General features: G+C 67.1%; 19 protein-coding genes and 1 pseudogene. 9 read left to right on the top strand and 11 right to left on the bottom strand.

Translation table 11 applies throughout. The features are described from left to right. Nucleotides 1-116: 116 nt before the first annotated feature. The gene (locus tag A5652_RS25875) at nucleotides 117-386 is read right to left on the bottom strand and encodes a DUF5703 family protein (RefSeq protein WP_067358753.1); all 270 of its coding nucleotides are present in this window, start codon (nucleotides 384-386) and stop codon (nucleotides 117-119) included. Beyond that, nucleotides 383-1,435, bottom strand: a complete 1,053-nt coding sequence (locus A5652_RS25870) for a YncE family protein (protein ID WP_369805881.1) — start codon at nucleotides 1,433-1,435, stop codon at nucleotides 383-385. Before A5652_RS25870 ends, A5652_RS25875 begins: the two co-directional genes overlap by 4 nt. 125 nt (nucleotides 1,436-1,560) lie before the next feature. Between A5652_RS25870 and A5652_RS25865 the strand changes: the two genes are divergently transcribed. The 5 genes from A5652_RS25865 to A5652_RS25845 all read left to right on the top strand — a co-directional run bounded on the left by A5652_RS25865 (nucleotide 1,561) and on the right by A5652_RS25845 (nucleotide 4,950). Next, entirely contained in the window at nucleotides 1,561-1,863 is a 303-nt protein-coding gene (locus A5652_RS25865; RefSeq protein ID WP_067358748.1) for a hypothetical protein, read from the top strand. A gap of 40 nt (nucleotides 1,864-1,903) precedes the next feature. After that, complete coding sequence (locus A5652_RS25860) at nucleotides 1,904-2,653, top strand: histidine phosphatase family protein (RefSeq protein WP_067358746.1); 750 nt, start codon at nucleotides 1,904-1,906, stop codon at nucleotides 2,651-2,653. 62 nt (nucleotides 2,654-2,715) lie between these two features. Then, nucleotides 2,716-3,303, top strand: a complete 588-nt coding sequence (locus tag A5652_RS25855) for a DUF3090 domain-containing protein (protein WP_067100900.1) — start codon at nucleotides 2,716-2,718, stop codon at nucleotides 3,301-3,303. Beyond that, the gene (locus A5652_RS25850; RefSeq protein ID WP_067358743.1) at nucleotides 3,287-4,102 is read left to right on the top strand and encodes an SCO1664 family protein; all 816 of its coding nucleotides are present in this window, start codon (nucleotides 3,287-3,289) and stop codon (nucleotides 4,100-4,102) included. Before A5652_RS25855 ends, A5652_RS25850 begins: the two co-directional genes overlap by 17 nt. Nucleotides 4,103-4,167: 65 nt before the next feature. Next, entirely contained in the window at nucleotides 4,168-4,950 is a 783-nt protein-coding gene (locus A5652_RS25845) for a 3'(2'),5'-bisphosphate nucleotidase CysQ (RefSeq protein WP_067358759.1), read from the top strand. Nucleotides 4,951-4,963: 13 nt separating this feature from the next. Here A5652_RS25845 and A5652_RS25840 read toward each other — a convergent pair whose 3' ends face one another. Beyond that, complete coding sequence (locus A5652_RS25840) at nucleotides 4,964-6,520, bottom strand: aldehyde dehydrogenase family protein (RefSeq protein ID WP_067358741.1); 1,557 nt, start codon at nucleotides 6,518-6,520, stop codon at nucleotides 4,964-4,966. A 122-nt stretch (nucleotides 6,521-6,642) separates the two neighbouring features. Here A5652_RS25840 and mshC point away from each other — a divergent pair, with 122 nt between their 5' ends. Continuing rightward, on the top strand, nucleotides 6,643-7,878 hold the full coding sequence (mshC, locus tag A5652_RS25835; protein ID WP_067358757.1) for a cysteine--1-D-myo-inosityl 2-amino-2-deoxy-alpha-D-glucopyranoside ligase: 1,236 nt from the start codon (nucleotides 6,643-6,645) through the stop codon (nucleotides 7,876-7,878). 32 nt (nucleotides 7,879-7,910) lie between these two features. Next, complete coding sequence (locus A5652_RS25830; RefSeq protein WP_067358739.1) at nucleotides 7,911-8,789, top strand: SDR family oxidoreductase; 879 nt, start codon at nucleotides 7,911-7,913, stop codon at nucleotides 8,787-8,789. On the opposite strand, the gene A5652_RS25825 is transcribed toward A5652_RS25830, so the two are convergent. After that, entirely contained in the window at nucleotides 8,786-10,267 is a 1,482-nt protein-coding gene (locus A5652_RS25825) for an amino acid permease (RefSeq protein WP_067358737.1), read from the bottom strand. The two genes, A5652_RS25830 and A5652_RS25825, sit on opposite strands and share 4 nt — an antisense overlap. Before the next feature lie 80 nt (nucleotides 10,268-10,347). Beyond that, on the bottom strand, nucleotides 10,348-11,238 hold the full coding sequence (locus A5652_RS25820) for a PAC2 family protein (protein ID WP_067358735.1): 891 nt from the start codon (nucleotides 11,236-11,238) through the stop codon (nucleotides 10,348-10,350). A 186-nt stretch (nucleotides 11,239-11,424) separates the two neighbouring features. Here A5652_RS25820 and A5652_RS25815 point away from each other — a divergent pair, with 186 nt between their 5' ends. Together A5652_RS25815 and metH are read left to right on the top strand one after the other, a co-directional pair. Beyond that, the gene (locus A5652_RS25815) at nucleotides 11,425-11,679 is read left to right on the top strand and encodes a hypothetical protein (protein ID WP_067358733.1); all 255 of its coding nucleotides are present in this window, start codon (nucleotides 11,425-11,427) and stop codon (nucleotides 11,677-11,679) included. Nucleotides 11,680-11,772: 93 nt separating this feature from the next. Further along, nucleotides 11,773-15,561, top strand: a complete 3,789-nt coding sequence (gene metH, locus A5652_RS25810; RefSeq protein WP_067358731.1) for a methionine synthase — start codon at nucleotides 11,773-11,775, stop codon at nucleotides 15,559-15,561. 45 nt (nucleotides 15,562-15,606) lie between these two features. On the opposite strand, the gene malQ is transcribed toward metH, so the two are convergent. The 6 genes and pseudogenes from malQ to A5652_RS25780 form a co-directional block, all read right to left on the bottom strand. Next, complete coding sequence (malQ, locus tag A5652_RS25805) at nucleotides 15,607-17,598, bottom strand: 4-alpha-glucanotransferase (RefSeq protein WP_067358755.1); 1,992 nt, start codon at nucleotides 17,596-17,598, stop codon at nucleotides 15,607-15,609. Between the two features lie 144 nt (nucleotides 17,599-17,742). Further along, nucleotides 17,743-18,510, bottom strand: a complete 768-nt coding sequence (locus tag A5652_RS25800) for a mannan-binding family protein (protein ID WP_067358729.1) — start codon at nucleotides 18,508-18,510, stop codon at nucleotides 17,743-17,745. A gap of 18 nt (nucleotides 18,511-18,528) precedes the next feature. Next, nucleotides 18,529-19,248, bottom strand: a complete 720-nt coding sequence (locus A5652_RS25795; protein ID WP_067358727.1) for a tetratricopeptide repeat protein — start codon at nucleotides 19,246-19,248, stop codon at nucleotides 18,529-18,531. Between the two features lie 19 nt (nucleotides 19,249-19,267). Next, nucleotides 19,268-20,527, bottom strand: a complete 1,260-nt coding sequence (locus A5652_RS25790) for an MlaD family protein (RefSeq protein WP_067358725.1) — start codon at nucleotides 20,525-20,527, stop codon at nucleotides 19,268-19,270. Then, nucleotides 20,524-21,759, bottom strand: a complete 1,236-nt coding sequence (locus A5652_RS25785; RefSeq protein ID WP_067358722.1) for an MlaD family protein — start codon at nucleotides 21,757-21,759, stop codon at nucleotides 20,524-20,526. The genes A5652_RS25790 and A5652_RS25785 overlap by 4 nt, the downstream gene beginning before the upstream one ends. Beyond that, nucleotides 21,756-22,009, bottom strand: a pseudogene (locus tag A5652_RS25780) (mammalian cell entry protein); the annotation flags it as partial. The gene A5652_RS25785 and the pseudogene A5652_RS25780, both read right to left, overlap by 4 nt.

Genomic DNA, 22,009 nt, shown 5'->3' with positions numbered 1-22,009 from the left:
GGCACCGCGCAGTACGGCGAACACCAGTGTGTGAATCCGCTCGGGAGGGATCACGAAAAACAGCCGTAGCAGCAGGCCGTACATCCGGTGTTCGCCCTCGCGTGGCTGGGCCGGCGTCACAGTTTCGGCTGGTCGGGCCGCCGCCCCTCGGTGCCGGCGCCGTCCAAGCGGGACTTCTTGCGGCGCAACAAAACTCGCCTGCTGCCGTCGGTGTACAGCCGCACCCTGGTCAACTCCCAGCCGCGGTATTCGGCCTCGATGGACAATCGGGTGGACGCGCTGACCCGGGTCACGTCCGGTGGCAGGCGCAGCGGCGCCCATTCGTATTCATCGGACATCTCGGTGTCCCAGCCCGCGGGCAGGCGGCTGCGCCGCGCCGCGGTCAACGCGTGCCCGCCGCGTGCTCGATGACCTGAACTCCCGCACCGGAACCCGACACCACATACAGGGTGTCTGACGCCTCGTCGAAGGCCAGCGAGTTCGGTTGCTGCACGGTCGGGTAACGCACCTTTTCGACGGGAATTCCGGTGGATAGATCGTAACCAATGACGATATTGGAAACGGTCTGCGAAACCCAGGCTAACGCGCGGGAGCCGGCCAGGCCGTACGGCGCCTGTGGAACCGGGTAGGCCTGACGCAGGATCAGCGGATCGACGCCGTACACCAGTAGCTGGCCGCCGCGGGTATCGGCGACCAGCACCCGGCCGGCCGGATCGGCGGCCATGCTGGTGGCACCCCGGCCGGCCCGCAGCGCCTGCTGGGCATGGCCGTCGGCGTCGATCGCTGTCACCGAAGTCTGCCCACGGTCCAGCACCACCGTCGTATTCCCTTGTGTGGCAAGCGAATCGACGCGCGCGAAAATCTTGGTTTTGTTGGCGACGCCCGCGCTGGGCGCGGTGCCCGGCACCGGGGAGGCCAGCGTGTAGACGGCGCCGTCCGCACTGCCCAGGACCAGCTTGCCGTCGGCGCGTTGGGCCAGCGCGGTGAATTCGGTCTGGGAAGCGTCGGCGACGGGCACCTGCGCAGCGCGACGGGTGGACAGGTCGAGCGCGACGTAGCCGCCGCGGCCGGCCAGGTACGCGGTTCCGTGGCCGTCGTCGGTCAACGCGCTCGCCGGCCCCGGAAGCTCGACGACGCGTGGGGTGACCTGCGGATTACCGAAGACGGTGACGCTGGCGGGCGCGGAAGGGTCGGTGCCCGGCGTCAGAACCACCAGCTGTCGAGTGCCGCCGTCGAAGGCCGCCGCCCCGGCGTGACCGGCCAGCGGATGCACCGCGCCTGCCGGCCGCTGCGACGCCGGCGGCGACACCGCTGCCTGCGCTGGTTCGATGGTGGGCGGCGCGGTATCGAGCGGATTCGAGGAACATCCGACGGCCGTCACCAGCAAAGCCAGAACGCTCAATACACCGCCTTGAGCTGCCGTCTTGTGGCACAGTTGTCGTGACAGCAAATCTCATACCTCGTGACTCGGCGGTGGCACACAAATTCTAAGGAACGCTTTCGCATCTAATAGGGCCATGCCGGCTGTGTCCATTCCCACGGGCGCGGTATGGTCACCTCATGGCCGTCACCGCTGACCGTCATCTGGCGCAAAAAGAGTTTGCTGTCGAGGACATGTCGACAGGCATTTCCGCAAGCGGGTACGGACAAGTCGGTGATGGGCGGAGTTTCTCGTTCCACATCGAAAACCGATCCCTAGTCGTCGAAATTTACCGGCCGCGCCTGGCCGGGCCCGTTCCGCAGGCCGACGAGGTGGTCGCCAGGGCGGTCCGCAGCGTGATCGACCTCGATCTCACCGACGAGCGCAGCCTGAGCGCCGCGGTGCGGGACTCCGTGGCGCACGCGGTGCCGGTTTCGCACTAGTCATTGGCGGACCCGCCCACCGGGTAGCGTCGTGGTCGATATGACCGTCATCCTGTTACGGCACGGCCGCTCGAGTTCGAACACGGCGGGCGTTCTCGCCGGTCGCTCTGAGGGCGTCGACCTCGATGACAAGGGCCGTGAACAAGCCGTCGGCCTGATCGATCGGATCGGCGATCTGCCGATCCGGGAGCTGGTCAGTTCGCCGCTGCTGCGCTGCCGCCGCACCCTCGAGCCGTTGGCCGACGCGCTATGCCTGGCGCCGCTCATCGACGATCAGCTTGCCGAGGTGGACTACGGGGAATGGACGGGCCGCAAGATCGGCGACTTGGTCAGCGAGCCGTTGTGGAAGGTCGTTCAGGCCCATCCCAGCGCGGCGATATTCCCCGGCGGCGAGGGCCTGGCTCAGGTGCAGGCGCGCGCGGTGTTGGCCGTGCGCGAGCACGACCGCCGGTTGGCCGCCGAGCACGGCGGTGATGCGCTGTGGGTCGCTTGCACTCACGGTGATGTCATCAAGGCGGTCATCGCCGACGCGTACGGCATCCACTTGGACGGCTTCCAGCGCGTCACCGCCGACCCGGCGTCGGTGAGTGTGATCCGTTACACCGAGCTGCGCCCGTTTGTGTTGCACGTCAACCACACCGGTGCGCGGCTGTCCGCCGCCCTGCGGGCCGGCCCGCCGCCGAAGGACGAGACCAAGCCCGAGACCGACCCCAAGTCCAACGGAGAGCCGCAGGAATCGGCCGCCGCGGTACCGTCCAGCGACGCGGTGGTCGGCGGTTCCACAGATTAATTCGGCGGCTACCTCCATCGGATCGCACGGCGGCGGCAACAGCCGGTATTTTGGGAAGTGCCATGGCCCGCGCAATTCATGTCTTCCGCACACCCGACCGCTTCGTGGCCGGGACCGTCGGCCAGCCCGGAAACCGCACGTTCTACATCCAGGCTGTGCACGACGCGCGAGTGGTGTCGGTGATATTGGAGAAGCAGCAGGTGGCGGTGCTCGCCGAACGGATCGGCGCGCTGCTGCTCGAGGTGAACCGCCGGTTTGGCACGCCGGTTCCGCCGGAGCCCGCCGAGATCGAGGACCTCAATCCGTTGGTCACCCCCGTGGATGCCGAGTTTCGGGTCGGGACCATGGGCCTGGGCTGGGATTCGGAGGCCCAGACGGTGGTGGTCGAGTTGCTCGCGGTCACCGACGCCGAGTTCGACGCGTCGGTGGTGCTCGACGACACCGAAGAGGGTCCCGACGCAGTGCGGGTGTTCCTGACGCCGGAGTCGGCGCGCCAATTCGCCACCCGCTCCAATCGCGTCATCTCCGCGGGACGTCCGCCGTGTCCGTTGTGCGACGAACCGCTGGACCCGGAGGGCCATATCTGCGCACGCGCCAACGGATATCGGCGCAGTGCGCTGCTCGGGCCTGACGATGACCCCGAGGTCTGACGACCGTGAGGTGTTGCGCGACGGCGAGCTGACGGTCATCGGACGAATCCGCTCGGCCAGCAATGGCACCTTCTTGTGCGAATCGACGCTTGGCGAGTCCAGCGTGCACTGCGTCTACAAGCCGGTGGCCGGGGAGGCGCCGCTGTGGGATTTCCCCGACGGGACGCTGGCCGGCCGCGAACGGGCCGCGTATCTGGTCTCCGCGAAGTTGGGCTGGAATATCGTGCCCTACACGATCATTCGGCACGGGCCGGCGGGGCCGGGCATGTTGCAGCGGTGGGTGCAGCAACCCGGCGACGCGGTGGACACCGAGCCGCGGCCGGGGCCGGATCTGGTCGACCTGTTTCCCGCCGGCACCAGGCAGCCGGGCTACCTGCCGGTGTTGCGCGCCCTCGACTACGCCGGCGACGAGGTCGTCCTGATGCACGCCGACGACATTCGCCTGTGGCGGATGGCCGTGTTCGACGTGCTGATCAACAACGCCGACCGCAAGGGCGGCCACGTGCTGCGCGACCTCGATGGTCACATCTTCGGGGTCGACCACGGCGTGTGCCTGCACGTCGAGAACAAACTGCGCACGGTGCTGTGGGGATGGGCCGGAAAGCCGATCGACGATCACACCCTGGAAGCCATCGCCGGCCTCATCGATGCGATCGACGATCGATTCGGCGACGAGCTGGCCGAGCAGATCACCCGTGCTGAGATCGCCGCGCTGCGCGGTCGCGCGCACGCGCTGCTGGACAATCCGGTCATGCCCGGTCCCAACCGGCATCGACCCATTCCGTGGCCGGCTTTCTAGCGGTGATCGCAGTGGGTCGCGGCCATCGGTGCAGGCCGCCGCTCGGCGTCGGCGATACTGAAGCGGTGAGCCCCGCCGACGACGAGATAACCGATGCCGCTTTGGCCGCCGATCTCGCCGCCGACGCAGGGGAATTGCTGCTGAAGGTCCGCGACGAAGTCGGCTTCGGATATCCCTGGGCGCTGGGCGATGCGGGCGACAGCCTGGCGAACGCCCTGATCCTGCGGCGCCTGCGCGAGGAGCGGCCCGACGATGCGGTGCTCAGCGAGGAGGCGTACGACGACCTGTCCCGGCTCAAGCACGACCGCGTGTGGATCATCGACCCGCTGGACGGCACCCGGGAGTTCTCGACGCCGGGCCGCGACGACTGGGCGGTGCACGTTGCGTTGTGGCAACGCTCCAGCAACGGCGAGCGCGAAATCACCGATGCGGCGGTGTCTTTGCCGGCCCGCGGGAACATCGTCTACCGCAGCGACACCGTGACCGCCGACGCCGCACGCGTTGGCGTCAGCGACACCATCCGCATCGCCGTCAGCGCCACCCGTCCTCCCGCGGTGCTACACCGGATGCGGCAGACGCTGCCCATCCAGCCCGTCGCGATCGGCTCGGCCGGCGCGAAGGCGATGGCCATCATCGACGGGGACGTCGACGCCTACGTGCACGCGGGCGGTCAATGGGAGTGGGATTCGGCGGCCCCGGCGGGGGTGGTGATGGCCGCCGGCATGCACGCGTCCCGGCTCGACGGATCGCCGATGCGCTACAACCAACTCGACCCGTATCTGCCCGACTTCGTGATGTGCCGCGCCGAGCTGGCGCCGATCCTGCTCGGCGCCATCCGCGGCGGCTAACGCCGAAGGGCCGTTACCGGCCCAATCGACGCCGCCAGTCTTTCGCCGAAAGCACCCGGACCATGTTTTCGACGAGGCTGCCCTTCTTGCGGCTGTACGGGTACCAGAGCAACTCTTTTCTCATTGCGACCCGGTCGGCGACGATGGCCTTCTGGCGACAGTATTTGCGGATGCCGTCGGCTCCGCCGGAACGGGAACCGATTCCCGATTCCTTCCATCCCACCATCGGAAGCCCGAACTGCAACAGGCTGGTGATGACGTTGTTGACATTGACGCTGCCCGTATTCATCTGGCGCGCAACGGACATCGCCTTGTCTTTGTCCCGCGTCCACACGCTGCCGGACAGCCCCAGGTTGGAGTCATTGGCCCGCTCGATGGCCTCGGTGACGTCGCGTACCTTCATGACCGGCAGCGTCGGGCCGAATGTCTCTTCTCGCATGCAAACCATGTCGTGGTTCACGTCCACCAACACGGTCGGCTCGTAGAACAGGCCGCCGTCACTCGGGTCGCCCGCCTTCCCGCCGACAAGCACTTTGGCGCCCTTGTTCACGGCGTCGTCGACGTGGCGCGACACGATCGCGAGTTGCTGCGCGGTGGTCATCGACCCAACCTCGCAGGAGTAGTCGTGGCCCGAGTCCATGCCGTTGCGCAGCGCAGATGTCTTGGCTACCAACTTCTTTACGAACTCGTCGTAAACCGGCTCCTCGACATAGACGCGCTCCACCGAGATGCATACCTGCCCGGTGTAGACGAACCCGCCCCACACCGCGCCGTCGACGGCGCGGTCGATGTCGGCGTCCGCGCACACGATCATCGCGTCCTTGCCGCCGAGCTCCAGGCTGCACGGGATCAGCCGCTCGGCCACCGCGACGGCGATGCGTCGCCCGGTGTTGACCGAGCCGGTGAACATCACGTAGTCGACCGTATTGACCAGTGCCGCACCGGTTTCGCCGTAACCGAACACCACGTCGAGCACATCCGGGGCGCCGATCTGCTTCCAGCCCTCGACCGCCACCCGCCAGGCGAGGGGAGTGAACTCCGAGGGCTTGGACAGCACGGCGCAGCCGGCCATCAGCGCCGCGGGAATGTCGAGCAGCGGCACCGACAGCGGCCCGTTCCATGGGGTGATGACTCCGACGAGTGGATAGGGCTGATACACCAGGGTCAGCTTCTTGCCGGCGTTGGCGGCGCCGTAGGGGCGCACCGATTGGTCGGCGAGGAACTCGGCGGCGTTGTCGATCCAGTAGTTGATGATCTGTAGCGCCGCGATCTCCACGCCGGTGTCGCCCCAGGACTTACCCGTTTCGAGTTGCAGCGGCGTCAGCAGCTCGTCGCGGTGGTCCAGCATCCAGTCGCGCCACTTGCCCAGCCACCGTGCGCGGCCGTCGACTGTCATTTGCTGCCATAGCGGCTGCGCCTTGCGCAGCCGGGCGGCCACGGCCTCGACTTCGGCGGCCGACGATACGGGGACGCTGCCGACGACCTGGCCCGTCGCCGGGCATCTGACCACGACTTCTTGGTGCGCTGCCGCTCCCGCGGTGCCCGGCCGGTCAGTTGTATGAGTCGACATCACAACCACCTCGCTGGTCGACCTTGAGCGAATTTGCCCGATACCGGATTCAGCAAACCACAAACGGGCCGGTGGGGATATGGCTCGCGGGCCGCATCGTCGGCGAGCCTAGGCTGATTGCCATGCAGTCGTGGTCGTCCCCACAGGTTCCCGTGCTGGCGGGACGCGGTCCGGAGCTTCGGCTGTATGACACCTCTGACCGGCAGGTGCGTCCCATGGCGGCCGGCTCGACCGCCACGATGTATGTCTGCGGCATCACCCCATACGACGCGACCCACCTGGGGCACGCGGCGACCTACTTGGCATTCGATCTGATCTACCGGCAGTGGCTGGATCTCGGCCACGACGTCCACTACGTCCAGAACGTCACCGACGTCGACGATCCGCTGTTGGAGCGCGCCGAGCGCGACGGCATCGACTGGCGCGACCTGGCCGCGCGTGAGGTGTCGCTGTACCGCGAAGACATGGCGGCGCTGCGCATCCTGGCGCCCCGCGAATACGTCGGGGCGACCGAGGCCATCGCCGAGGTCGTCGAACTCGTCGAGAAGATGCTGGCCTCGGGCGCGGCCTACGTCGTCGACGGCGAATACCCGGACACCTACTACCGCGCCGACGCCACGCCGCAGTTCGGCTACGAATCCGGTTATGACCGCGACACCATGCTGCGTCTGTTCTCCGAGCGCGGCGGCGATCCGCAGCGGCCCGGCAAGACCGATGAGCTCGACGCCCTGCTGTGGCGGGCTGCCCGGCCCGGGGAGCCCAGCTGGCCCTCACCGTTCGGTCCTGGCCGCCCGGGCTGGCACGTCGAGTGCGCGGCGATCGCGCTCAGCCGCATCGGCAGCGGTTTGGACATCCAGGGTGGGGGCAGCGACCTGATCTTCCCGCATCACGAATTCACCGCCGCCCACGCCGAATGTGTCCGCGGCGAGCGAAGATTCGCGCGCCACTACGTGCACGCCGGGATGATCGGCTGGGACGGGCACAAGATGTCCAAGAGCCGCGGCAACCTGGTGCTGGTGTCGCGGCTGCGCGCCCGCGGTGTCGAGCCGGCGGCCATCCGGCTGGGGCTGCTGGCCGGCCACTACCGCGGGGACCGGTACTGGAGCGATCAGGTGCTCGACGAAGCCACCGCCCGGCTGCGGCGCTGGCGCGACGCGACGGCGCTGCCGGCGGGTCCGGACGCCGGCGATGTGATCGCCCGGGTGCGCAAATACCTGGCCGATGACCTGAATACCCCCAAAGCACTTGCCGCACTTGATGGTTGGAGCACGGATGCGCTGGAATACGGGGGCCACGATGCTGACGCGCCGAAGCTGGTGAAGACGGCCATCGACGCGCTACTGGGAGTGGCCGTCTAGCCGAAATTGCCCGCAACGGTACGTTGGCAAACATGAAATCGCTGCAGGAGAAAGTCGTTTTCATTACCGGCGGCGCCCGGGGGATTGGGGCCGAGACCGCTCGCCGGCTGTGCGCCAGGGGCGCCAAGCTCGTACTGACCGATCTCAACGAAACCGACCTGAAGTCGCTTGCCGCCGAACTCGGCGAAGAACGGGTGCTGACGGCCGTCGCCGATGTGCGCGACCTGTCCGCGATGGAAGCCGCCGCCGCGCGCGCCGTCGAGCGATTCGGCGGCATCGACGTGGTGGTGGCCAACGCCGGCATCGCCAGCTATGGGTCGGTGCTGCAGGTCGAATCCGACGCGTTCAGACGGGTGCTGGACATCAACGTGCTCGGCGTCTTTCACACCGTGCGCGCGACGCTGCCCGCGCTGATCGAGCGTCGCGGCTATGTGCTCATCGTCTCTTCACTGGCCGCCTATACCGCCTGTCCCGGTCTGGCGCCGTACAACGCCTCCAAGGCGGCCGTCGAGCTGCTGGCCAACGCCCTGCGGCTGGAGGTAACCCATCAGGGCGTCACGGTCGGTTCGGCGCACATGTCCTGGATCGACACCGCCCTGGTCCGTGACACCCAGTCCGACCTGCCTGCGTTCGGCCGGTTGCTGGCCAGCCTCCCGTGGCCGCTGAACAAGACGACGACCGTCGACAAGTGCGCGGGCGCTTTCGTCAAGGGCATTGCGCGTCGTCGCAACCGCGTCTACTGCCCGCGCTGGGTGGCGCTGTTCCGTTGGGCGAAGCCCGTGCTGTCCAGTCAGGTCGGCGAGATGCCCCTGCGCAAATCCACCGCCGAGTTGTTGCCCCAGCTGGACGCCCAGGTCGCCGCGTTGGGCCGCTCCACCAGCGCCTACAACCGCGACCTCGGTAGGTCCTAGCCGGTCTGGGCGGCGCGTTTCGACGCGACGGCCTGTACCCGGTTGCGCACCAGGAACCATCCGGCGCTCAGCGCCGGGATGACGACCACGACCGTCGCGATGGTCCAGGTGCCGGTCTCCTTGTCGAAGGCCATCATGACCAGAACGCCGGCCAAGAACGCCAGGGTGAGATACCCCGAATACGGGGCCCAGGGCATCCGGAACCGGGGCCGTTGGAGGAGCCCGGCCTTGGCCAGCCGGTAGAACCGCAGCTGACACAGCACGATCGTCGCCCAGCACGCGATGATGCCCGGCGCGACGATGTTGAGCACGATCTCGAAGGCTTGGCCGGGGTTGGCGGCGTTCAGGGCGATGCCGAGCAGGCAGATGGCGGCCGCCATCGCGATGCCGACGTAGGGCACACCGTTCTTGGACATTCGGGTCGCGAGCCTGGGCCCGCTGCCGCTGAACGCCATCGAGTGCATGATGCGCCCGGTGGAATATAGGCCCGCGTTCAGGCTGGACAACGCGGCGGTGAGCACCACCACGTTCATCACGTCCCCGGCGCCGTGGAAGCCGATCTTGGAAAAGAAGGTGACGAAAGGACTTTCGGTGGCCTTGTAGGACGTGTACGGCAGCAGCAACGCCAACAGCCCCACCGATCCCACGTAGAAGATCGCAATGCGCGCGATCACCGAATTGATGGCGCGCGGCATGACCCTCTCCGGCTCGGCAGTCTCCCCGGCGGCCGTGCCGACCAATTCGATAGCGGCATAAGCGAATACCACGCCCGACGTGGTCAGCAGCACCGCCAGCACGCCGGACGGGAACAGTCCGCCATGATCTGTCCACAAACTCAGGCCGGTGCTGCGGCCGTCGATCCGGTAGCGCCCCGCGAGGAAGACGATCCCGACAACCAAGAAGGCGACGAGCGCGAGGACCTTGACCAGCGCCGCCCAGAATTCCAGCTCACCGAACCACTCCACCGAGATCAGGTTCATCGACAGCACGACGACGAGGGCGAGCAGCGCCAGCACCCACTGGGGGATCGATTGGAAGGTCGTCCATCGACGCAGATAGGTGGCGATCGCGGTGGTGTCGACGATGGCCGTCATCGACCAGCCGAGGAAGTACATCCAGCCGATGGCGTAGGCGGCCTTCTCGCCGAAGAATTCGCGCGAATAAGACACGAACGAGCCGGAAGACGGGCGATGCAGGACCAGCTCGCCAAGGGCTCGCAGAATCAGGAAGACGAAAATGCCGCACACGGCGTAGACCAGAAACATCCCGGGGCCGCCCTTGGCCAGTCGGCCGCCCGCGCCCAGAAACAGTCCGGAGCCGATCGCGCCGCCGATGCCGATCATCTGCACTTGGCGGGGCTTGAGTCCCTTGCGATATCCGGCGTCTTCGCCGACCCCGCCGGCCACAGGATCTCCGCCGGACACAGGATCTGGCCCGGCTACGGGATTTGGGTTGCCGTCACCAGGCAACGCGGCCATCAAACGTCCAATCGGTAGGTCGCGAAGCGATGCTTCCGTACTTGTTCGGTCGACGGCAAGTTCGCCGACGGGTGCGCTGGCTAGCGCCCGAAGCCGGGGCGACGGCGGCGCAGATAGCGCTCGAACTCCGCCGCCAGCGCGTCGCCGTCGATCTTGCCCAGAGCGTCGTTCATGTCGACCTCGGCGTCGCCGCGTTGCTCGAGCGACAGCACGTACTCGGCGAGGTCCTCGTCCTCGGCGGTCATCTCGGTGACCGCCTGCTCCCAGTCCTCGGCGTCCGTCGGGAGGTCGGCCAGCGGCACCTCGATGTCGAGGACGTCTTCGACGCGGCGCAGCAGGGCCACCGTCGCCTTCGGGTTCGGCGGCTGCGAGACGTAGTGCGGCACCGCCGCCCAGAACGTCACCGCAGGGATCCCGGCGGCAACGCAGGAGTCCTGAAACACCCCGGCGATGCCGGTCGGGCCCTCATAGCGGCTTTCCTCGAGGCCGAAGCGTTTCGCGGACTCGGGGGAATAGGCGGCGCCCGACACCGGGACCGGCCGGGTGTGTGGGGTATCGGCCAGCAGGGCGCCGAGGATCACCACGGTGTCCACGTTGAGCTTGTCGGCGATCGCCACCAGCTCCGAGCAGAAGGTGCGCCACCGCATGTTGGGTTCCACCCCGTGCATCAGCACGACATCGCGGTCGCTGCCCGGGGGCCGGCAGTGCGAGATCCGCATCGCCGGCCAGACCAGCTCGCGGGTCACCCCGTCCACCTGCCGGATCACCGGGCGATTCACCTGGTAGTCGTAGTACGCCTCGTCGTCGATCTCCAAGATCGGGTCGGCTTCCCAGATGGCCTCGAGGTGTTCCAGCGCGTCGCTGGCCGCGTCTCCGGCGTCGTTCCAGCCCTCGAACGCAGCCACGACGACGGTCTGGTGCAGTTCGGGCAACGCGGCTTTGCCGAAGAAGGGGCCGTCGGGCGGGGTCACAGAATTAGCGTACGGCCTTCCGCCCGGCGACGATGCGGACCGCGCGCGGTCGGTTGTCGGGGTCCCCCCGCTTGCGGGGGCGAGTGGGGCAACCGGGTCCGGCCCGATGTTCGGGGCGTCGGACGCGGATTGCCGGCCGATCGACGTTCAACCGGGGACTTTACATAGGACGACTATTCTTATGGCGTGACTGCCGCTGACGAACACCGCTACGACACGGCCATTCTCCACACTCTGGCGCGGCCGATGGTGGTCAACGAAGGCGCGATGGCTACGCAGTCACAGGCCGCCGACCTGAGCCTGCGCGACTTCCACAAACGGAGTCGACGCGGTCGAAACGAAATACCATCGGCTGCAAACTGGTTAACCTTGGTAACTACCTCGCCGCTGATATGCGCCGATCGCGGCGACGAGTTGGGCGTCCAGACGTCGACCGGGTGACGACGTAGACTCTTCACGGTCGAGAGGCGTTGCAACGGTTCCGGTTCCCGCCGGTATCCGCCACGCTCGGCAGAGTCAAGGACGCCTTCCGCTATGGAAGGAACGTACGTGAACGCCTCTGAGTCGAACAGCTCGGCGTCGAAGACATTCGCGCCGAACGTCCGCCCCGACTGCACCGACGAGCTGACGGCGGCTCTGCGCCAGCGGATCATGGTGATCGACGGCGCGATGGGCACGGCGATCCAGCGGGACCGACCGGATGAGGCCGGCTACCGCGGCGACCGGTTCACGGAGTGGCCGACCGCTCTTCAGGGGAACAACGACCTGCTCACCCTGACACAGCCGCAGATCATCGAGGGGATCCACCGGGAGTACCTCGAGGCGGGCGCCGACATTCTCGAGACCAACACGTTCAACGCGAACGCCATCTCCCTCTCCGACTACGACATGGCGGACCTCAGCTACGAGCTGAACTACGCCGGCGCCGCACTGGCCCGCCAGGCCGCGGACGAATACAGCACCCCCTCCAAGCCCCGCTACGTCGCCGGCGCCATCGGGCCGACGACGCGGACCGCGTCGATCTCGCCGGACGTCAACGACCCCGGGGCCCGCAACGTCTCCTACGACCAGCTCGTCGCCGCCTATCTCGAATCCGTCAACGGCCTGGTCGACGGCGGTGCCGACCTGCTCATCATCGAGACGATCTTCGACTCGCTGAACGCGAAGGCGGCGGTGTTCGCCGTCGAGACGCTGTTCGAGGAGCGCGGCCGCCGCTGGCCGTTGATCATCTCGGGCACCATCACCGATGCCTCCGGGCGGACGTTGTCCGGGCAGGTCACCGAAGCGTTCTGGAACTCGATCCGGCACGCGCGGCCGATCGCGGTGGGCCTCAACTGCGCCCTGGGTGCGCCAGAGATGCGGCCCTACATCGCCGAGGTGTCGCGGATCGCGGACACCTTCGTCTCCTGCTACCCGAACGCCGGTCTGCCCAACGCCTTCGGCGAGTACGACGAGACCCCGGAAGCTCAGGCCGGCTACATCGCCGACTTCGCCGACGCCGGCCTGGTCAACCTGGTCGGCGGTTGCTGCGGAACGGCGCCGCCACACATCGCCGAGATCGCCAAGGTCGTCGAGGGCAAGCCGCCGCGCGAAGTGCCGGAGATCGAGGTGGCCACCCGGCTCTCGGGCCTGGAGCCGCTCAACATCAACGACGAGTCCCTGTTCGTGAACATCGGTGAGCGCACCAACATCACCGGCTCCGCCCGGTTCCGCAACCTGATCAAGGCCGAGGACTACGACAGCGCGCTGTCGGTCGCCCTGCAGCAGGTCGAGGTCGGCGCGCAGGTCATCGACATCAACATGGACGAGGGCATGATCGACGGCGTCGCCGCGATGGACCGGTTCACCAAGCTCATCGCGGCCGAGCCGGACATCAGCCGCGTCCCGGTGATGATCGACTCGTCCAAGTGGGAGGTCATCGAGGCGGGCCTGAAGAACGTGCAGGGAAAGCCGATCGTCAACTCGATCTCCATGAAGGAGGGCGAGGAGAAGTTCATCCGCGAGGCACGGCTGTGCCGCAAGTACGGCGCGGCCGTCGTCGTGATGGCTTTCGACGAGCAGGGTCAGGCCGATAACCTGGAACGCCGCAAACAGATCTGCGGGCGCGCCTACCGGATCCTGACCGAAGAGGTCGGCTTCCCGCCCGAGGACATCATCTTCGACCCGAACTGCTTCGCGCTGGCGACCGGTATCGAGGAGCACGCGACTTACGGGATCGACTTCATCGAGGCCTGCGCCTGGATCAAGGAGAACCTGCCAGGCGTGCACATCTCGGGCGGCATCTCGAACGTGTCGTTCTCGTTCCGGGGCAACAACCCCGTCCGCGAGGCGATCCACGCGGTGTTCCTCTTCCACGCCATCAAGGCCGGCCTGGACATGGGCATCGTCAACGCCGGTGCGCTGGTGCCCTACGACTCGATCGACCCCGAGCTGCGGGACCGCATCGAGGACGTCGTCCTGAACCGTCGCGAGGACGCGGCCGAACGGCTCCTGGAGATCGCCGAGCGGTTCAACAGGAAGGGCAAGGAGGAGGACCCCAAGGCCGCCGAGTGGCGCGGCCTGCCTGTTCGCGAGCGGATCACGCACGCCCTGGTCAAGGGCATCGACGCCCACGTCGATGACGACACCGAGGAGTTGCGGGCCGAGATCGACGCCGCGGGCGGTCGCCCGATCGAGGTGATCGAGGGCCCGCTGATGGACGGCATGAACGTCGTCGGTGATCTCTTCGGCTCGGGCAAGATGTTCCTGCCCCAGGTGGTGAAGTCGGCCCGGGTGATGAAGAAGGCCGTAGCGTACTTGCTGCCGTTCATCGAGGCGGAGAAGGAAGAGTCCGGTGCCACTGCGGGCAAGGACACCAACGGCACGATCGTGATGGCGACCGTGAAGGGCGACGTCCACGACATCGGCAAGAACATCGTCGGGGTTGTCCTGCAGTGCAACAACTTTGAGGTGATCGACCTCGGTGTGATGGTGCCCGCGAGCAAGATCCTGGACGCGGCGAAGGAGCACGACGCCGACATCATCGGGCTGTCCGGCCTGATCACGCCCTCCCTGGACGAGATGGCCAACTTCGCCGTCGAGATGGAACGCGAGGGCCTTCAGATCCCACTGCTGATCGGTGGCGCGACCACCTCGCGCGCCCACACTGCCGTGAAGATATCGCCGCGTCGCAGTGGTCCGGTGGTCTGGGTCAAGGATGCGTCCCGCTCTGTGCCGGTCGCGGCCGCGCTGCTCGACGACAAGCAGCGTCCGGCCCTGCTGGAGGCCACCGAGAAGGACTACGCATCCCTGCGGGAACGGCACTCGCAAAAGAACGAGCGACCGATGCTGACGCTTCAGATGGCGCGGGCGAACCGGACGCCGATCGATTGGGCAGGCTATACACCGCCGGTGCCCGTAATCGGCGCGGGAGTGCGCGAATTTCAGGACTACGACCTCGCGGAGTTGCGCGAGTACATCGATTGGCAGCCGTTCTTCAACGCCTGGGAGATGAAGGGCAGGTTCCCCGACATCCTCAACAATCCGGCCTCGGGCGAGGCGGCCCGCAAGCTCTACGACGACGCCCAGCAGATGCTGGACACCCTGATCAAGGAGAAGTGGCTGACGGCCAACGGAGTGATCGGTTTCTTCCCGGCGAACGCGGTCGGCCCGGGTTTTGAAGACATCGAGGTCTACACCGACGACAGCCGCAGCGAGGTGCTGACCACCCTGCACAACCTGCGCCAGCAGGGCGAGCACCGGGAGGGCATCCCGAACCGGTCGCTAGGCGACTACATCGCGCCCAAGGACACCGGTCTGGCTGACTATGTCGGCGCCTTCGCCGTCACCGCGGGGCTCGGCAGCCAGGAGAAGATCGCGGAGTTCAAGGCGGCCCTCGACGACTACAGCGCGATCCTGCTGGAGTCGGTCGCCGACCGGCTGGCGGAGGCCTTCGCCGAACGGATGCACCAACGGGTCCGCAAGGAGTTCTGGGGATTCCAGCCGGACGAGCAGCTGGACAACGAGGCACTCATCGACGAGAAGTACCGCGGAATCCGCCCCGCCCCCGGCTACCCGGCCTGCCCGGAGCACACCGAGAAAGTGACGCTCTGGAAGTTGATGGACGTGAAGGAGCGGACCGGCATCGAGCTGACCGAATCGATGGCGATGTGGCCCGGTGCCGCCGTCAGTGGCTGGTATTTCTCGCACCCGCAGTCGCAGTACTTCGTGGTCGGCCGGCTGACCCAGGACCAGGTCGCCGACTACGCGAAGCGCAAGGGCTGGACCCTGGCCGAAGCCGAGCGCTGGCTCGCCCCCAACCTCGGGTACAACCCGGAGGACTGAGCCCACATCGGTTCGGTTCGCACCGACCGCCGACCCGAACCTGGGTCAGCCCCCGGCGGCGGCCTGGAAGACGGCGGTGATCTCGGCGACTCGTGGATCGTCGCGCAGCTGCTCGAGCGTCTCCGGCAGCGGCAGGCGCCAATTCGGGTATTCGTCAATGGTCCCAGGCAAATTGGGCTGGCGTGGCTCGGCGACGATGTCGTAGGGCGAGATCAGCTTCAACCTGCTCGGGGTCGCCGCCAAGAAGCGGTGCATGGCGACAATGATGTCGTTCTCGTCCGGGTCGGTAGGCAGCAACCCTTCGGAACGCAGCAACGTCAGCCATTCGGCTTTCTCCTTATCCGCCGAGGACTGTTCGCCGGGCACGTCGTCGAGCAGGCCGAGCTCCGCGCGCGCCCGCACGTGTTCGCCTCGCAAAAATCCTGCCGCAGTGGGCAGGTCATGGGTGGAGAGACTGGCGGCCGCGCGTGACGGCCACCTCGACGGGACGAGCAAGGGTTGTTCGGGCTCGGACTCGTCGCGGGTGAACCAGGACACCGCGCAGCCCAGCATTCCGTTGTCGGCCAACGCTTCCGTGACTTCCGGTTCGACAGTGCCCAGATCCTCCCCGATCACGGTCGCGCCCGCGCGCTGGGCTTCCAACGCGAGCACGGCAAGCATGGAGTCGGCGTCGTAGTGGACGTAGGTGCCTCGATCGGGAGAGTCACCGGGAGGTATCCACCACAGCCGCCACAAGCCCGCGACGTGGTCAATCCGTAGGCCGTCTGCGTGAACGAGTACGGCGCGCAGCATGTCTCGCAGCGCGGTGTACCCGGTGTCGGCGAGCCGGTCGGGGCGCCAGGGCGGTAGCCCCCAGTCTTGGCCGCGCGGGGTGAAATTGTCCGGCGGAGCACCGACGTGAACCCCGGCGGCCAGCATATCGGCCAGGGCCCACGCGTCAGCGCCGTCCGAGTCGACCCCGACCGGAAGGTCGTGCAAGACACCAAGCGCCATGCCGGATGTTCGTGCGGCGCTGCGTACTTCGGCGAGCTGTTCGGCGCATTGTTGCTGCACCCAGGCGTGAAACGCGATCCTGGGCGCCAGCTCTTTACGGGCCGCGGTGACGCCCGGCCCGCCGACGTCCCGCAAGGATTCGGGCCAGTGTGGCCAGCGGCCGCCGTATCGCTCGGCCAGCGCGCAGTACGTGGCCCAGTCGCGCAGCGCCCCGGACGAGGGGGACTCGTCGAGTACGCAGGGCCGGTTCTCCGCGCGCCAAAGCAATTCGAGCGCCGCCCGTTTGGCGGCCCAGACGAGGTCGTGGTCGATCCGCTCGGTGCCGGGCGAGACACGCAGCGCGGCGACTTCCATGCGGGTGTGTGGGTCGGCCCGACGGTAGGCGTCGAGGTCCTCGATGCACAGCGCCAGCGGGTTGGCGAATCGCCGACTGGATGGGGTGTATGGGGAGGGCTGAACGGGATGCGTTGGGCCGGGCGCATTCAGCGGGTTGAGCAGCACAGCGCCCGCGCCGTGCGCCGCCGAGGTCCAGTCGATGAAGTCTTTCAGGTCGCCCAGATCACCGATCCCCCATGAACGGCCCGAGCGCAGCGCATACAGCTGCAGCATCCATCCCCAGGTCACCGGCGTTTGGGGGACGCGCGGCGGGGCCGCCACCAGGGTGACTTCCTGACCGTCCCTGGTGTGCAACCGGTACCAGCCCGGCGCCAGATCGCCGGGTAGCTCGTCGTCGCGGACATCAATGAGGTTGCCGTCCTCCCCGACCAACGCGACCGCTCCCGGAATTGGCCGCGGCAGGCCATCCACCCGCACAGCGACTGTCGGTGCCAGCCCTCCCGCCCGCTTGCGCTCGGCCAGCCTCGCCAATTCGCGACGTCGGTCGGCATCGCTGCCGGCTTCGATTTCGAGCAAGCCGAGCACCCGGACCACGACGTCGGCGTCCACGTGAACCGGTTCGCGTCGTTCGTTTCGGTAAAAGGTGGCCACCCCGTGGGCGTCGGCCAACTGGCGCAAGTCCTCGGGCACCGGCTTCGGTGTCGCCATCAGGGTGTTCGCGATGACGGCACGGCGGGGCGAATCGGTGATCGGCTTGCGTCGCAAGCACCAGAAGTGCTCACACAGCGAAGAGGTCGGCGCACTTCTGGAAGGTACCCAACCGGCGCCGGCTTACACGATCGCGAGCCCCGCTCAGATACGCATTACCGGGCTCAGCGCGGATAGCGGGATGTGCGCCTGCACGGTGCCGCCGTCCATGAACCACTGCGGCAGGCCGGGGGAGAAGTTGATCGGCTCGTCGTGACCGACCGGATAGTCGGGCATGTAGAGGATCAACTCGTCGGGCGTCAGCGCCCAGGCCTTATACGCGCCCGAGTAGACCTTGTCGGGGGTCCAACGGTCGAGGATGAACGGGTATGTGCCCGGATCATGCGGTGGCGGAGCCTGATTCAGCGCCGTATCGATGAACGGCGCAGCCAGGGGCGGGATGGCGGTCAGCGGATTCGACGTCGTCAGATCGGCGAGCTGCACCCGTCTGCCCGCCGCCATGTCGAAGGTGAAGGTCCGGTAGGCGTTGTTGGGTTTGGGCCCGTCGGCGTGATAATCCTCGTGGAACACCGCGCTGAGCAGGTTGCCGTGCCGGAAGATCTCGAAGTTCTCCTCGCCGTAGCTGTCGGCCGCCATACTGCCGTTGGCGGTCCTCCAGTTGTTGACCAGCGTGCGCAGATAGTCCCGGATCACCGGGCCGGTGGTCGGATTGTCTACCAGCTCGTCGGGCACGGCGACCTTGATGTCGCGCACGGCGTTGCGTTCCGAGGTCACCGCGGTGTGGCAGTACTGGCCGTCCCAATTACCGCCGAGTTCGCCGCAGAACGACGGCGCGGACGCGTGCGTGGTTGCGGTGCTGGGAATGGCTGCGGCCGCGGCCAATACGAACGCCGCTGACAGTCGCTTGAGCATGAGAAGCCTCCGCTCGGCTCAGAGGAGTTGGACTTTGCTTGCCCGCCAGCGACCGTCGACCTTCTCCATCGTCATCTTGATCCTGCTGCGGTCGATGCGCGGGTCGGGTGCGGCCGTGTTGGTGACGGTCTGGTCGATGAAGAGCAGCACGACGACCCTGTCGGTGGATTCGGATTGAATGGCCGAGTCCACCACCACTCCGTGGGCGGTCGCCTTGTTGTCGATCAGCAGCTGCCGGAGTTTGACGCTGGACTGGGTGTACATGTCCTTGAATTCGCCTGTCGCGCCGTCGAGCACCTGCTTGAAGTTCTCGTCGACCTTGTTGGAGTCGATGCTCGTCAGCACCTGCGCGTAGGCGATGGCCGCCTGCTGGGCCTGTTCACCCGCCGCCTTCACCTGGTGGTCCTGCCATTGCCACCACCCGAAATACCCCGAAACGGCAAGTGAGGCAACGAGTAACGCCGGCAGCGCGCTGCGACGCAGATACTGGCGCCAGGGCCGCTTAGCACGCTTCGCCTTCGCACTCTTGCGTTTGAGGAGGCCGCCTTCTTCATCCTCGTCGCTGCCGGCCCGCTCGTCACCCTCGTCCGTGGTCGCTTCGTCGGCCGAATCCTCGGGCGCCTCGGCGGATTCGTCGGAGCGCGCCTCCTCGACTTCGGCAACTTCGGGGGCATCGGCGCCCGATTCCGTTTCGGTTTCGGCTTGCGCTTTCTTCTTGGTGGTCACGACCACGATCATCTCCTAGGGGTCGATGGGTTCAGTGCGGCGGTTCGATTGGCAGCTGCGGACCGCCGTAGGGGGTGGGAATGCTGTAGCGGCCCCGCGGGGTCGGGTCGGTTCGCTGGCCCAGGTTCGCGCCCGGTGGGGGACCGGCGGTGTCGTCGCCGCCCGGGCGCGGCGCATTCTTGGCGCCGCGGATCGAGACCGCCGGGTCGTCGTCGCGACAGTAGGTGTACATGAACGGCTCGTAGTAGTCGGCGGCGGACGGCGCGTGCGACGGCGTCCCGTAGTCGCAGACGTAGCGGGGATACAGGTCGGCCGTCGCCCAGACGCCGCCGTCGTGAAACGCGCTCGTCACCGCGTCCAATACCGACCCGCGGTAGTCGGGGAACAGGGCATTGAGCGCCGGCACCCGAAGATAGAACAGGTGCGACATGGTGGCCATGCTGCCCAGCAGCTGCACCATGGTGTCGGAGTTGTCCGCGAACAGATTGTCGACCGCCGAAAGCGTGCGGGGCGTCTGCCCGGTCAGCCGGCGGTAGCCGGCCTGCATTCGCGCCACACCGGTCAGCGTTTGGTTGAGTTCGGTTGCGGTGGCGCCCAATCCGCTGTTCTTGTCGCTTGCCAGGGTGAGCACGACGCGGCTGGTCTTGATGATGCTGGTTGTCTGGGGCAGCACCGAATCCAGCGTCGAAAGCAGGAACGTGCCGCCGTCGACGATGGCGGTCAGCTTCGCCGGACCCTCCCTGCTCAGGCTCAACTCCCTCTTGATCAACTCGATCTTGTGCGGGTCGACCTGGGCCAGCAGCCCGTCGGCGTCACCGAGCAACTGCGCCAAGCTGACCGGGACGGTCGTATGGTCCAGTGCGATGAGGCTGCCGTCGTGCAGATACGGCCCCGCATCGTTCGCGGCTTCGAAGTTGATGAACTGCTCTCCAGCCGGTGAGAGGGCCGACACGTGCACGACGCTGTTCGCCGGGATCCGCACGTCCGACGTGATGCTGGCGACCGCGTTCACCCCGCTGTCGGTGATCTGCAGTGACTCGATGCGGCCGATGCGCACTCCGCGCAGTGCGACGTCCTGATTGGGCAGCAGGCCGCCCGATTCCGTCAACTGCACGGTGACCCGGTAGGAAGAGGCGAAGGGCTTCACCCTCAGCGTTCCGATGAGCAGATAGGCGGTCGCCACGACCAGGATGAGCACCAGGCCGGCCACCGACAGCCAAACCTGTTGCCGGTGACCGGTGCGCACAGCACGGACAACGACATTGGCGGAGTTGGCGACGGCGCGCATCATGGCTGCGATCCCGGCGGTGGCGGCGGTCCGGCCGGTGGTGGCAGAGCCGGCGGCGGCCCGGGGGCGACATCGATTTGGCCCGGGATGTTCGGGTCCGGGATGACCGGAACCTGTGGCGAATTGGGTCCCCGGCCGACCACGCGTTCCTGCAGCCGCCACAGGGTGTACTTGAGGGTGCCGACCAGCAGGTTCACGTTGTAGTGATGCGGTCCGTGCAGCCCGATGTCACCGGGGAATCCGATATCGGGCAGCGAGCCGAGCATGATCTTGTCCACGCCGACATTCACCGAAATCGAGTTCCCCGCAGTCGATTTGACCAAGGGGGGGATCAGCCGGTTGATCGACAGCCAGCTGGTATCCGGGCTCATCGCAACGTCGTTGGCGGCCCCGGCGACGGTGTTCAGGTCCCGGATCACGCTGCGGCCGCTGGTGTCGGTGCCACCGATCGACGGGAATCTGGCCAGCAACCGGGAGGTGTCGCCCACCTGTACGGCCAGATTGGAGAGCTGACTGGTGTTGTCGGCGAGGGCCGAAGTGGCCGGGCTGGCGGCCGTCATGAGGTCGCTGATGGCCTGGTTCTTGGAGTCGAGTTGATCGGCCAGCCGCGACAATTGGGTCAGCGCGTGCGAGATCTGATCGGACCGGGCATCCAACCTACCCAGCAGCTCGTTGGACTTGCGGATCATGTCTCCGAACGCCTGGCCCTGGTCGCCGGTCGCCTTGCCGAAACCGTTGATGATGTTGGTGAAATTGCGAACCGCACCGCCGTTCACCAGAATCGCCGCCGAGCTGAGCACCGACTCGACGGTCGCAGCGGCCGCGGTCGAATCCAGGCCGATGGTGTCGCCGTTGCGCAGCAGCGGTGTGTCCGCGGGATCGTCAACCGGAGGCTTGAGCGCGACGAACACGTCGCCCAGCGGTGTCGCGGTGCGCAATTCGGCGGTGCTGCCCCGCGGCAGTTGCACGCCGTCCCGGATGCGCAGCCGGGTGACCGCGGTGTAGTTGCGTGCGACCATCGATTCGAGCTGCCCGACGTCGGCGCCGGCGAGCTTAACCTTGGCGTTCATCGGCAGGTTGAGCGCATTGGAGAAGACCGCGTTCAGCGAATAGCCTCCCGAGCCCAGCCCCGGGGCCGGAAGGGGCAGGCTGGCAAGGCCGTTCGTGGCGCAACCCGCGCTGACCATCGCCGCGGCCACCGCGGTCAATATGCCCCGCGCGCCCGCCGGCATCATTTCTGCCCCATGGCGGCCATGCCATCGAGCACATACGTCAGCCCGAAATCGGGGCCGAAATCCTGGATGGTCCCGGTGCTGCAGCCTAGCTGACGAAGGCCCATCAGGTTGCAGATCTCTTTGGTGTACTGGCTGTCGAAGAGCAACCGATCCGTAAGGAAGCGGGCCCGCACGCTGCCGTTCGCGCGGTCGATCATGTTGTAGGCGTTGTCTGCCACCAGCGGAGCCAGATCCAGGAGCTCGGCCAGGT

The sequence above is a fragment of the Mycobacterium sp. 1165178.9 genome (assembly GCF_001673555.1).
Lineage (GTDB): Bacteria > Actinomycetota > Actinomycetes > Mycobacteriales > Mycobacteriaceae > Mycobacterium.
This window is presented reverse-complemented; position numbering and strand designations above follow the sequence as displayed.